This window comes from Pantoea sp. FN0305 (assembly GCF_050113845.1).
Taxonomy (GTDB): Bacteria; Pseudomonadota; Gammaproteobacteria; order Enterobacterales; family Enterobacteriaceae; genus Mixta; species Mixta alhagi.
Window position 1 is genome coordinate 118868 of sequence record NZ_JBNJSN010000005.1, and the last position, 12167, is coordinate 131034.

Genomic DNA, 12167 nt, shown 5'->3' on the forward strand with positions numbered 1-12167 from the left:
AATGCACGAAGAAGGAAATGACCGTGCGTCCCGGCAAGTTTAACCGATTGGCGAGGCGTTGCCAAAAGCCAAAGCTGCGCTTGAGCAGCGCGTTAACCAGTGTTGATTTATTAACCTTCCTGCCGATTATTTTTTGACAGGTTAGTTAAGTGTTAACAACAGGTTTCTGTTCGGCAACATTAAAAAAGTTGTTTTCCCTCATCAATTAACAAAATAACGCCTGAAATTTACCCTTATATTACATTCAGGATATTAATCGATAACGTCCCTGCTTTTTATGCGGTTAAATGTGCGCTTATGCATTCCATTTCGCTCATGAAGAATGTTAAAATTGACCTCAGTCAATTATTGTCGAGGATGTATCATGATCCCGGAAAAACGAAGCATTCGTCGCATCCAGTCTGGTGGATGCGCAATTCATTGCCAGGACTGTAGCATCAGTCAACTGTGTATTCCCTTCACGCTGAATGAGCACGAACTGGACCAGCTGGACAATATTATCGAACGTAAAAAGCCGATTCAAAAAGGCCAGGCATTGTTCAAGGCCGGTGATGAACTGCGTTCGTTATATGCTATTCGCTCCGGAACCATTAAAAGCTACACCATTACCGAACAGGGCGATGAACAAATCACCGGTTTTCACCTGGCGGGCGACCTGGTGGGCTTCGATGCTATCGGCTCCGGGCATCACCCCAGCTTTGCTCAGGCGCTGGAAACCTCAATGGTCTGCGAAATTCCTTTTGAAACGCTGGATGACCTCTCCGGCAAAATGCCTGCCCTGCGCCAGCAGATGATGCGTCTGATGAGCGGCGAGATCAAAGGCGATCAGGATATGATCCTGCTGCTGTCCAAGAAAAATGCCGAAGAGCGTCTGGCTGCCTTTATCTGGAATCTGGCGCGCCGTTTTGGCCAGCGTGGCTTCTCACAGCGCGAGTTCCGTCTTACCATGACGCGTGGCGATATTGGTAACTATCTGGGCCTGACGGTAGAAACCATCAGTCGTCTGCTGGGTCGCTTCCAGAAAAGCGGTATGCTGGCGGTGAAAGGCAAATATATCACCATCGAAGACCATCCAATGCTGGCCGAGCTGGCTGGTCAAAGTCGCGGCGCTGCCTGATAAGTTAGCCGGATCACTAATTGTTATTTTATTGATCCGGCTACAACTTTTCCTCTTTTGCCTGACCCGCTAATGGGCTATCTTTAGCTGACACGCTCTGGTGTTTGGAGAAGCCGTTATGGTTAAGTATCAAAATATTCTGGTGGCGATAGATCCTGAACAGGACGATCAGCCTGCATTGCGGCGGGCTGTTTATCTCAACCAGCGTATCGGCGGAAAAATTAAGGCTTTTTTGCCCATCTATGATTTTTCCTACGAGATGACCACCCTTCTTTCACCCGATGAACGCGTCACCATGCGTCAGGGGGTGATTAGCCAGCGGACAGAATGGATTCGCGAGCAGGCACACGCTTATCTCGAAGCGGGCGTAAATATCGATATCAAAGTTGTGTGGCATAATCGTCCTTTTGAAGCGATTATTGAGGAAGTCCTCACCGGCCAGCATGATCTGGTGTTGAAAATGGCCCACCAGCACGATCGGCTGGAGTCAGTGATTTTTACCCCTACCGACTGGCATTTGTTACGCAAATGTCCCTGCCCGGTCTGGATGGTGAAAGATCAGCCCTGGCCAGAACAGGGTAAGGCAGTGGTTGCCGTTAACCTCGCCAGTGAAGAACCTCATCATGACGGTCTTAATCAAAAGCTGATTCGTGAAACCACCGAACTGGCCGCTATGGTTAACCATACTGAGGTGCATCTGGTAGGTGCCTACCCGGTTACGCCAATCAATATTGCCATCGAACTGCCTGATTTTGATCCCAGCGTCTATAACGATGCCATTCGCGGCCAGCATCTGGTGGCAATGAAAGCGCTACGGCAAAAGTTCTCTATTGATGAAAAGTTTACTCACGTAGCTAAAGGTTTGCCGGAGGAAGTGATTCCCGATTTGGCAGATCACCTTAACGCCGGCGTTGTGGTGTTAGGCACTATTGGGCGTACCGGGCTGTCGGCGGCATTTTTAGGTAACACCGCTGAACAGGTTATCGATCATTTACGTTGCGATTTGCTGGTGATTAAACCAGACAATTTTACCTCGCCGTTTGAGCTGGATGATGACGAGGATGATTAAAGCGCGCCGGTAATTACAGCGCAAACAAAAGCCGCTGTTGGCCCAATGCCAACAGCGGCTTTTACTTTTTAGGGGAAGCTGGCGAATCAGGCTCGCGAGTAATGATCAGGTCCAGACATTAGTCTCAGAAATGTTTACTGTCGCTGTACAGAGAGGGGAAAGTATTAATATAAATTAATAATTTTTATCAGCTCGCTTCAGCTACTGGCCTTTTCACATAGATAAAAGAGGCCAGGGTAAATGTTATTGCTGCTTATAAACGTTGCAAAAAGGAAAGCAAAATGGCGCTGCCAGGATTCGCAAAAAGTACCCTCCCTGACTATAGCTTTACCCGTTTAACCCACAAAGGCATCTCTGATTTCGATTTTGCTGCTTTGGGCGCCGCTATGGATTGCACCCGCGATTTCAGCCTGGCAGGCATTATTTATGCGGAAGGCGAGCAACGTTATCTGGTGCGTCCGGGTAAACGTCACCCTAATGGACAAAGTGGGATAATAACGCATGTTATTGTAACCAAAATGCCTGAAAAAAGTACCACTCATAGCGTTGGCAAATCCCTGACCGCGGCGGTTTCCTCATCATCATTCTATATTAATGGCACCATTCAGTCGCTGGCGGTGCTGTAATGCAGTTGACACACTTTCTCTCGGGCCGATATTTCAGCGATTTGCTGCAGCATGGTCGTGAAGTGGACATAACGATCTCGCGTAAAGATGATAGCCTGCTACGGCACTCTACCATTGATATGGAACGCTGGTTCGCTAAGTCGAGCCATGAGATGCCAAAACAAAATGGCTTTCCCTTAGCTTTGGCGCTGCTGCTGTTTTTATTGGTTTTTGCACTGGATATGTTAACTATGCTGGCAATGGTGCCATCGTTACCTTCTCCCCTGCACGCGCTGTTATTTTTCGCTCCCTCAATACTGTTTATATTGAGTAATCTCACCGCGACCTACCTTATCGCGCGTGGGAAAACAGCAGGCTTGCTCTGGTATAGCGGCGTTTATCATAGCCTTGCCCTGGTATCGTTACTGTTACTCTTCTGTGCTCTGGTTACTGGCGATATGCAGCATTGCCTGCTGATGGTAATTGCGCTGTGTTTATGGTTCGGATGCCGCTATTTGTTTAACAGCAGAGCATTTATTGCATTTGTTCTTTTTTGCCGGACTCAACGTATCGCTGCGCTGGCACGTGCTATGCGGCTGGCAAGAAATTGATGTTGAGTTAATTAGCCGAGCCTCCAGCGTCGATATACTGTGAGAGAAAATGTTCTCTGTGCAAGTTCGGGACTCGCAAACAAAAGCCGCTGTTGGCGTGACGTCAACAGCGGCTTTTTTGATTGCCTTACAGCGCTTTAAGGATCGATTCTACGCTGACTTTGGCATCGCCAAACAGCATCTGCGTATTCTCTTTAAAGAACAGCGGATTCTGTACGCCCGCGTAGCCGGTGTTCATTGAGCGCTTAAACACCACTACGTTTTGCGCTTTCCAGACTTCCAGCACTGGCATACCGGCAATCGGACTGCGGGGATCTTCCTGTGCAGCCGGGTTAACGGTATCGTTCGCGCCAATCACCAGCACCGTATCGGTATTTGCGAAGTCATCATTGATTTCATCCATCTCCAGTACCACGTCATACGGCACTTTTGCTTCTGCCAGCAGAACGTTCATATGCCCCGGCAGACGACCAGCAACAGGATGAATACCAAACCGCACATTGATACCGCGCGCACGCAGTTTCTCCGTGATCTCCGCTACCGGATACTGCGCCTGCGCTACCGCCATGCCATAGCCCGGTGTGATGAGCACCGTGGAAGAGTTTTTCAACAGCTCAGCCGTATCCTGCGCGCTGATCTCACGATACTCGCCGCTTTCTTCGCCCTCACCTGACGCCGCGCTACTGTCGGTGCCGAAGCCGCCGGCGATGACGCTGATAAACGAACGGTTCATCGCCTTACACATAATGTAGGAGAGGATAGCGCCCGAAGAGCCCACCAGCGCGCCGGTGACAATCAGCAAATCGTTGCTCAGCATAAAACCTGCCGCCGCTGCCGCCCAGCCGGAATAGGAGTTCAGCATCGAAACCACCACCGGCATATCTGCGCCGCCGATCGAGGCGACCAGGTGCCAGCCAAAGGCCAGCGCAATTACCGTCATGATTAACAGCGCAAAGATTTGCAGCCCAACGCTGTCGGTGCGAACAAATATCCACAGCAGCAGGAAAGAAACCACCAGCGCCAGCAGATTAAGCTTGTGACGATGCGGCAGCATCAGCGGGCGCGACGAAATCTTTCCGCGCAGCTTGCCAAACGCCACCAGCGAACCGGTAAAGGTCACCGCGCCGATAAAGATGCCGAGGAAAATCTCCGTCAGGTGAATATTTTCCATCACCGGCTCCAGGCCGGGACCGTGATCGATATAGCTGTTCAACCCTACCAGCACCGCCGCCAGACCAACGAAGCTGTGCAGGATCGCCACCAGCTCCGGCATTTCGGTCATTTCGACCTTTTTCGCCAGATGAATACCGATAGCGCCCCCGATAACCATCGCCAATAAAATCCAGGCGATATTGCCGGTATCCGGGCCAAAGATAGTGGCAAAGAGCGCGATGCCCATGCCCGCCATGCCAAAAATGTTCCCCTGTTTCGAGGTTTCATGCTTCGAAAGCCCCGCCAGGCTACAAATAAACAGGATTGCGGCAACAATATATGCTGCAGTAACTAATCCGCCAGACATGTTGTTACCCCTTAATTTTTACGAAACATTTTCAGCATGCGCTGAGTTACGGTAAAACCGCCAAAGATGTTGATGCTGGCAATCAAAACGGCAATAAAGGACAGGAAAGTGACCCAGCCGCCGTGCCCCATTTGCAACAGCGCACCCACAACAATAATCCCGGAAATGGCGTTGGTTACTGACATTAAAGGGGTATGCAGCGAGTGGCTGACATTCCACACCACGTAATATCCCACCACACACGAGAGCGCAAAAACGGTAAAGTGTGAAAGGAAAGCCGCCGGAGCCACGTTAGCAAGACAGGCGAACAGCACAATCGCCAGCGCCAGCAGCAGATATTTACGCCACGGCGAGGCGGGTGTTGTCGGCACCGCCTGCGGCTCGGCTGCGGGTTGTGCCGCTTTCGGGGCGGCAGAAACCTGAATTGGCGGCGCAGGCCAGGTCACTTCGCCAGCACGCACCGTGGTTACGCCACGGATCACCACGTCGTCGAAGTTAATGTCGATTTCGCCGTTTTTCTCTTTGCACAGAAGCTTTAATAGATTGACCAGGTTAGTGCTGTAGAGCTGGGAAGACTGGGTGGGCAGACGGCTGGGCAAATCGGTATAGCCAATGATTTTTACGCCGTTGGCGGTGGTGGTAATGCTGTCCGCAACGGTGAGTTCACAGTTACCGCCGGTTTGCGCCGCCAGATCCACCACCACGCTGCCGGGCTTCATGGCGGCAACCATATCGCGAGTAATCAGGCGCGGTGCGGGTTTACCAGGAATAAGCGCCGTGGTGATAATGATATCCACCTCTTTGGCCTGGGCGGCGAACAGCGCCATTTCCGCCTCAATAAAGGCCTCTGACATCACTTTGGCATAGCCGTCGCCGCTGCCCGCTTCCTCTTTGAAATCAAGCTCAAGGAATTCGGCCCCCATGCTTTTGACCTGCTCTTTGACTTCAGGACGGGTATCAAAAGCACGTACAATAGCGCCCAGGCTACGAGCGGCACCAATAGCGGCCAGTCCCGCTACGCCTGCGCCGATGACCATAACTTTGGCTGGAGGCACCTTTCCTGCGGCAGTGATCTGGCCGGTAAAGAAGCGCCCAAACTCATGCGCCGCTTCCACCACTGCACGGTAACCGGCGATATTCGCCATGGAACTCAGCGCATCCAAAGATTGCGCACGGGAAATTCGCGGCACCGCATCCATCGCCATCACGTTGATGTTGCGCGCGGCCAGCTTTTCCATCAGCTGCGGATTCTGCGCGGGCCAGATAAAGCTTATCAGGGTGCTGCCCTCACGCAGCAGAGCGATCTCTTCGTCATCAGGTGCGTTAACTTTCAGCACAATATCGGCCTGCAAAGCCTGCTGGCGATCCACCAGCGTGGCACCTGCCTGCTGATAAGCGCTATCGGCAAAGCTTGCCGCAATGCCTGCCTGCTGTTCAATTGCCACGCTAAAACCCAGCTTCAATAGCTGTTCCACCGTTTTCGGCGTTGCAGCCACGCGGGCTTCATTTGGCAACCGCTCTTTGGGTACTCCAATTAACATAGTTTTCCCTTTCATCGGTTAGTGATGATATGGAAACGCAACGACAGCGCCGTTTTGCGTCCCGGACTTTGTATCAAAGTGTTTATAACCTACTGAATATATGTCGCGTAATCTACCCGCTACAGGCTGCGTTAAAAGTTTTCATGCAAAAATCCCTTGCCGCTGCGCTCATCCACTATATTTGCCATGTTACCTGCGCGTCATAAGCCATAATCTGCTGCAGAAGAGGCAATAAAAAAGCACATCGACCGCCACATTATTCTTATTTAACAACTAATTAACTAAATAAGTTGTATGATTAACCGCTTAAATCGATAACGGCGCCCTAATCCCGGGCAAATTGCGTTCATTGCAGGCGCACTTTTTAGTGATGAAATCTCAAAGCCTGAATGGCATAAATTGCCTGAGACAGCGACCATTATTACATGCAATAATCTCCAGCTAATCTGTTACACATCAAGAGTCCAGCACGTTTTCGTACTCAATTTTTGCGTAAGGCGAAGGATTATTTTTATGAAGCTGAAGAACACTCTTCTGTTGACTGCTCTGCTGTCATCAATGGCGCTGACCGCCCAGGCGGCGCAGGAGCTTTCACCAGAAAAAGCGGCCGCGTTGAAACCATTCGAACGTATTAATATTAGCGGTCGTTTTAATTCTATTGGTGATGCCAGCGAGGCGGTCTCCCGACGTGCGGATAGCAAGGGCGCAGCAGCCTTTTATATTCAGGGAATTAACGACGCAACGGGCAACGGCGGCAACTGGCGCGTTACGGCCGATCTCTATCACGCCGATGCCCCTGCCGCAGACAAAACACCAGACTATCGTTACTTTAGCGGCGTAAAAGAGCTGCCTAAAACGGAAGCTAATACGCTGGAGCCTTTCGATACCGTTTCCGTCAGCGGCTTCTATCATAGCCAGCCGGAAGTGAATGAAGCGATTGGCAAAGCAGCTAAAGAAAAAGGCGCCGCCTCTTTCTTTATTGTACGTCAGATTGACGCCAACAGCGGCGGCAACCAGTATGTCACCGCGTATGTCTATAAAGCCGATGCGCCAAAACGTCAGGTGCAAAGCCCGAATGCTATTCCACGTAACTCGGAAGCGGGTAAAGCGGCGCTGGCCGCTGGTGGCGCTGCGGCGAAACAGGTAGAGCTGCCCGGCGTAGCCTCGTCAGAAACGCCAAGCAACAAAGTTGGTCGTTTCTTCGAAACCCAGAGCTCTTCTGGTGAGCGTTATACTGTGCGCCTGCCGAACGGCACAGAGATTCAGGAAGTGAATGCGATTACTGCTGCGCAGATGCAGCCGTTTGATACTGTTACCTTTACTGGCCACTTCGGTACGCCAACGGAGATCTCTGAAGCGGTCGCCAAGCGTGCTGCAGAGAAAGGCGCCAGGTTCTATCACGTGACGCGTCAGTGGCAGAACCAGAGCGGCGGCAACCTGACCGTTACTGCCGATCTGTTTAAATAACCTTCTTCCCGGAGCGGCGCTTCTGCCGCTCCGTCATATTCTGAATAATCTGTAGCGCTTTTTGCATAGACACGCATTGCGTGACGCCTTCGCACTCCGTAAAATCCCCGCCTTATTTCAGCGGAAAAGAGGGATTTCATCTCTTTCTGCCTGATTAAAAGTCAACCGCTACGCGGTTCCCTGGTTATTTATTCTGTTTCAGGACGGTTTCTTGGACAAAAAATTAGGCCTTAGCGCGCTGACCGCGCTGGTACTCAGCTCCATGCTGGGCGCAGGGGTTTTTAGCCTGCCGCAAAATATGGCTGCGGTAGCCAGCCCCGCCGCGCTTCTTATCGGTTGGGCCATTACCGGCGCGGGTATTCTGTTTCTTTCGCTGGCGCTGTTGCTGTTGACGCGCCTGAAGCCGGAGCTGGACGGCGGAATCTTTACCTATGCCCGCGATGGATTCGGCGAACTGGTCGGCTTTAGCTCCGCCTGGGGTTACTGGCTGTGCGCCGTGATCGCCAATGTTTCCTACCTGGTTATCGTTTTCTCTGCGCTGAGCTTTTTTACCGACTCCCCGGGGCATGTGATTTTTGGCGATGGCAATACCTGGCAGGCGATGCTCGGCGCTTCGCTGCTGCTGTGGCTGGTACACTGGCTGGTTTTACGCGGCGTGCAGACGGCGGCCAGTATTAATATGCTCGCCACGTTGGGCAAACTGGTGCCGCTCGGCCTGTTCGTGGTGCTGGCGATAATCGCTTTTAACCTTGATCGGTTCCGCTTCGATTTTACCGGCGTTGAGCTGGGGCAGCCGGTTTGGGAGCAGGTCAAGCAAACCATGCTGATTACGTTGTGGGTATTTATCGGCGTAGAGGGTGCGGTGGTGGTTTCAGCCCGGGCGCGCAATAAGCGCGACGTCGGCAAAGCCACGCTGCTGGCGGTACTGGCGGCCCTTACCGTTTATCTGCTGGTTACCCTGCTCTCGCTGGGTATTGTGCCACGCGCTGAGCTGGCGGAGATGCGCAATCCTTCTATGGCCGGATTGATGACCAAACTGATTGGCTCATGGGGTAATGCAGTTATCGCGCTGGGGCTGGTGGTTTCCGTATGCGGCGCCTATCTGAGCTGGACGATTATGGCTGCCGAAGTGCCTTTAATCGCGGCGCAGCAGGGTGCGTTTCCGCGTAGTCTGAGCAGACAAAACCGTCATAACGCCCCTTCTGCCTCGCTGTGGTTAACCAACGGCAGCGTGCAGGTTTGCCTGATCTTAATCTGGTTAACCAATTCTGATTACAACACGCTGCTGACCATCGCGTCGGAAATGGTGCTGGTGCCCTATTTTCTGGTAGGCGCGTATTTGCTGAAGCTGGTGTGGAACAAAGGCGAGGCATGGATGACGGCGGTGGCGCTGGGCGCCTGCATATATGGCCTGTGGCTGCTTTATGCCTCCGGCCCGCTGCATCTGCTGCTGTCGGTGGTTCTCTACGCACCGGGTATGCTGCTGTTTCTGTTTGCCCGCCGTGGCGGTCGGGCATTCAGTGCGCTGAGCGTGGTTGAACGTGTCGCGATCGCTCTGCTGGTGGTGGGCGCCTTTCCGGCGACATGGATGTTAATAAAGTAACTAATGTGGAGCGGCTGGAAACTGAATGGTCAGCCGCTCCTCCTGCTGCGACAGCGACAATGGCTTGCGATATTCCTGATGAATAGCGTCAAGCTGTTCGCTGGAAAGCGGATAAGGCAATAATATATCAAACTGCGCGATATGCTGCTGTTCGGCTAAGGTGATCAGCCGGGCGATGTTGATTTCATCGCTTACCTGGGTCGAAATGATTTGCAGCGCTAATTCTTTTAAGCGCTCGGAAGGCGGCCGTTGCGAATCCGCCGGATTACGCGTCACCATGCCGAAAATAGGCATTACGCCATAAATTGCATCAACAAAGCTCCAGCGCTTTTTACAGGATGCAGCAAGAAAATCGGTATAATTGAAGCAGATGCGGTCGCTTAGCCCCGCAGACGCCAGCAGTTTATCTGACACCCTCACTCTCCTCCTGGCCAGAAAAAAGGGTTACAACCTACATTAACAACCCTGCAGATATAATGGCATAGTTTCCCCGGCTTGTAATAGACATCTTACGTCATTTAAGTGACGTTGATAGTTGTTATTAACTGAAAAGGTTATGCTGCTGTGATCTGCAGCCTGAATTCCCGTATCATGAATAAAATAGTTTTCGTAGAAGATGATCCCGAGGTAGGTGAGCTGATCGCCGCCTGGCTAATCCGTCACGGCCTTGAGGTGATTATTGAAAGCCGTGGCGATCGCGCTGAAGAGGTTATCGCCCGCGAACAGCCTGATCTGGTGATGCTGGACATTATGTTACCCGGCAAAGACGGCATGACATTGTGCCGTGATTTGCGTGCCAGCTGGCCTGGTCCGATTGTGCTATTGACCTCGCTGGACAGCGATATGAATCATATTCTGTCGCTGGAGATGGGCGCGAATGACTATATCCTGAAAACCACGCCGCCAGCGGTGCTGCTGGCGCGTCTGCGGCTGCATTTACGGCAGGCGAGCGTGGCACAGCATGATGAGTTTGCCCCGGTGGTTAACAGCCAAAAAGCGCTGCGCTTTGGCTCGCTCACCATCGATCCTCTTAATCGCCAGGTCACGCTGGGCGATGAGGTTATCGCGCTTTCCACTGCCGATTACGATCTGCTCTGGGAGCTGGCTATCCATGCCGGACAAATCCTGAACCGCGACGCCCTGCTGAAAACGCTGCGTGGCGTTAGCTATGACGGCATGGATCGCAGTATCGATGTGGCTATTTCGCGCCTGCGGAAAAAGCTTCAGGACAGCGCAACTGAACCTTATCGCATTAAAACCATTCGTAACAAAGGTTATCTGTTCGCGCCCCATGCCTGGGATATCCACGCGTAATGAGAAAACTTTTTATTCAGTTTTATCTGCTGCTGTTTGTCTGTTTTCTGGTGATGACCATGCTGGTGGGGCTGGTCTATAAGTTTACCGCTGAACGCGCCGGGCGGCAGTCGATGGATGACCTTATGAAAAGCTCGCTCTATTTGATGCGCAGCGAGCTACGGGAAATTCCGCCGCGCGACTGGAACAAAACCATCAACAATCTCGACCTTAACCTCTCCTTTAAGCTGCATATCGAGCCGATCACCAAATATCAGCTTGATGCTGGCAACATGCGCCGCCTGCGCGCCGGAGAGATTGTCGCGCTGGATGACGAGTATACTTTTTTACAGCATATTCCCCGCAGCCATTATGTGCTGGCGGTCGGGCCCATCCCCTATCTGTTCTTTCTGCATGAGATGCGGCTGCTGGATATTGCGCTCCTGGCCTTTATCGGTATGTCGCTGGCGCTACCGGTGTTTATCTGGATGCGTCCCTACTGGAAGGATATGCTGAAGCTGGAGTCGGCGGCGCAGCGCTTCGGTAAGGGCCATCTTGATGAGCGTATCCATTTTGATAACGCCTCGAGTCTGCTACGCCTGGGAGTGGCTTTTAACCAGATGGCGGACAATATCAATACGCTGGTGGCCAGTAAAAAACAGCTGATTGATAACATTGCCCACGAGCTGCGTACGCCGTTGGTGCGGCTGCGCTACCGACTGGAGATGAGTGATAACCTTAGCGCGACAGAATCCACCGCGCTTAAGCGCGACATTGGACAGCTGGAGTCCCTGATCGAAGAGCTATTAACCTACGCGCGCCTCGATCGCCCGCAGGTAGATCTGTTTCTTCAGCCGGTCGATCTTGCCAGCTGGCTCAACGAGCGTATTGCTGACATTCGCTCTGTTCACCCTGACTATGACATCGCCCTGGATCTGCCGCAGCGCGACAATTTTGGCGTCTCCGATACGCGACTCATGGAGCGCGTGCTGGATAACCTGGTCAATAATGCGCTGCGCTATACACAGCAGCGATTGCGGGTTGGTCTGTGGTTCGACGGCAATCTGGCCTGTTTACAGGTGGAAGACGATGGTCCGGGGATCCCGGCAGAGGAGCGGCAGCGCGTTCTTGAGCCGTTTGTCCGGCTCGATCCCAGCCGTGACCGGGCCACTGGCGGTTGCGGTCTGGGTTTGGCGATTGTGCAGTCCGTGGCGCTGGCGCTTGACGGTCACGTTACCATCGACAGCAGCCCGCTGGGCGGTGCCAGCGTTCGCTTTTGCTGGCCGGTTGATTTACCCTTGCGAGATACGGCGAGCCGCCTTAACTGAGCAAGGAGATTTGC

At 52.5% G+C, this 12167-nt stretch carries 11 protein-coding genes; 8 read left to right on the forward strand and 3 right to left on the reverse strand.

Translation table 11 applies throughout. The features are described 5' to 3' along the window. The first annotated feature begins 364 nt into the window (after positions 1-364). From ACQE3Y_RS11590 to ACQE3Y_RS11605, 4 genes are all read left to right on the forward strand, one after another. Positions 365-1117, forward strand: a complete 753-nt coding sequence (locus tag ACQE3Y_RS11590; protein WP_085071672.1) for an FNR family transcription factor — start codon at positions 365-367, stop codon at positions 1115-1117. Between the two features lie 118 nt (positions 1118-1235). Next, positions 1236-2186: a universal stress protein UspE gene (gene uspE, locus ACQE3Y_RS11595; protein ID WP_426981729.1), complete on the forward strand. Its 951-nt coding sequence runs from the start codon at positions 1236-1238 to the stop codon at positions 2184-2186. A gap of 281 nt (positions 2187-2467) precedes the next feature. Beyond that, entirely contained in the window at positions 2468-2812 is a 345-nt protein-coding gene (locus tag ACQE3Y_RS11600) for a hypothetical protein (RefSeq protein WP_426972511.1), read from the forward strand. Continuing rightward, complete coding sequence (locus tag ACQE3Y_RS11605) at positions 2812-3402, forward strand: hypothetical protein (protein WP_426972509.1); 591 nt, start codon at positions 2812-2814, stop codon at positions 3400-3402. The genes ACQE3Y_RS11600 and ACQE3Y_RS11605 overlap by 1 nt, the downstream gene beginning before the upstream one ends. A gap of 127 nt (positions 3403-3529) precedes the next feature. Here ACQE3Y_RS11605 and pntB read toward each other — a convergent pair whose 3' ends face one another. Beyond that, the gene (gene pntB, locus ACQE3Y_RS11610; protein WP_426981730.1) at positions 3530-4921 is read right to left on the reverse strand and encodes a Re/Si-specific NAD(P)(+) transhydrogenase subunit beta; all 1392 of its coding nucleotides are present in this window, start codon (positions 4919-4921) and stop codon (positions 3530-3532) included. Positions 4922-4932: 11 nt separating this feature from the next. After that, on the reverse strand, positions 4933-6462 hold the full coding sequence (gene pntA, locus ACQE3Y_RS11615; RefSeq protein ID WP_426981731.1) for a Re/Si-specific NAD(P)(+) transhydrogenase subunit alpha: 1530 nt from the start codon (positions 6460-6462) through the stop codon (positions 4933-4935). Positions 6463-6975: 513 nt separating this feature from the next. Here pntA and ydgH point away from each other — a divergent pair. Further along, positions 6976-7929, forward strand: coding sequence for a DUF1471 family protein YdgH (ydgH, locus tag ACQE3Y_RS11620; protein WP_426972504.1), 954 nt, complete (start codon positions 6976-6978; stop codon positions 7927-7929). A gap of 211 nt (positions 7930-8140) precedes the next feature. Beyond that, complete coding sequence (locus ACQE3Y_RS11625; RefSeq protein ID WP_426972502.1) at positions 8141-9532, forward strand: basic amino acid/polyamine antiporter; 1392 nt, start codon at positions 8141-8143, stop codon at positions 9530-9532. Here ACQE3Y_RS11625 and ACQE3Y_RS11630 read toward each other — a convergent pair whose 3' ends face one another. Continuing rightward, on the reverse strand, positions 9533-9946 hold the full coding sequence (locus ACQE3Y_RS11630) for a hypothetical protein (RefSeq protein WP_426972500.1): 414 nt from the start codon (positions 9944-9946) through the stop codon (positions 9533-9535). 177 nt (positions 9947-10123) lie between these two features. Here ACQE3Y_RS11630 and rstA point away from each other — a divergent pair, with 177 nt between their 5' ends. Then, the gene (gene rstA, locus ACQE3Y_RS11635) at positions 10124-10846 is read left to right on the forward strand and encodes a two-component system response regulator RstA (protein WP_426981732.1); all 723 of its coding nucleotides are present in this window, start codon (positions 10124-10126) and stop codon (positions 10844-10846) included. Further along, complete coding sequence (gene rstB, locus ACQE3Y_RS11640) at positions 10846-12153, forward strand: two-component system sensor histidine kinase RstB (protein ID WP_426972498.1); 1308 nt, start codon at positions 10846-10848, stop codon at positions 12151-12153. The genes rstA and rstB overlap by 1 nt, the downstream gene beginning before the upstream one ends. Positions 12154-12167 lie beyond the last annotated feature (14 nt).

Coding starts and splice junctions, on each gene's coding strand:
- pntB (WP_426981730.1), bottom strand. CDS start 4,921: ATGTCTGGCGGATTAGTTACTGCAGCATATATTGTTGCCGCAATCCTG.
- rstA (WP_426981732.1), top strand. CDS start 10,124: ATGAATAAAATAGTTTTCGTAGAAGATGATCCCGAGGTAGGTGAGCTG.
- ACQE3Y_RS11590 (WP_085071672.1), top strand. CDS start 365: ATGATCCCGGAAAAACGAAGCATTCGTCGCATCCAGTCTGGTGGATGC.
- uspE (WP_426981729.1), top strand. CDS start 1,236: ATGGTTAAGTATCAAAATATTCTGGTGGCGATAGATCCTGAACAGGAC.
- rstB (WP_426972498.1), top strand. CDS start 10,846: ATGAGAAAACTTTTTATTCAGTTTTATCTGCTGCTGTTTGTCTGTTTT.
- ydgH (WP_426972504.1), top strand. CDS start 6,976: ATGAAGCTGAAGAACACTCTTCTGTTGACTGCTCTGCTGTCATCAATG.
- pntA (WP_426981731.1), bottom strand. CDS start 6,462: ATGTTAATTGGAGTACCCAAAGAGCGGTTGCCAAATGAAGCCCGCGTG.
- ACQE3Y_RS11600 (WP_426972511.1), top strand. CDS start 2,468: ATGGCGCTGCCAGGATTCGCAAAAAGTACCCTCCCTGACTATAGCTTT.
- ACQE3Y_RS11605 (WP_426972509.1), top strand. CDS start 2,812: ATGCAGTTGACACACTTTCTCTCGGGCCGATATTTCAGCGATTTGCTG.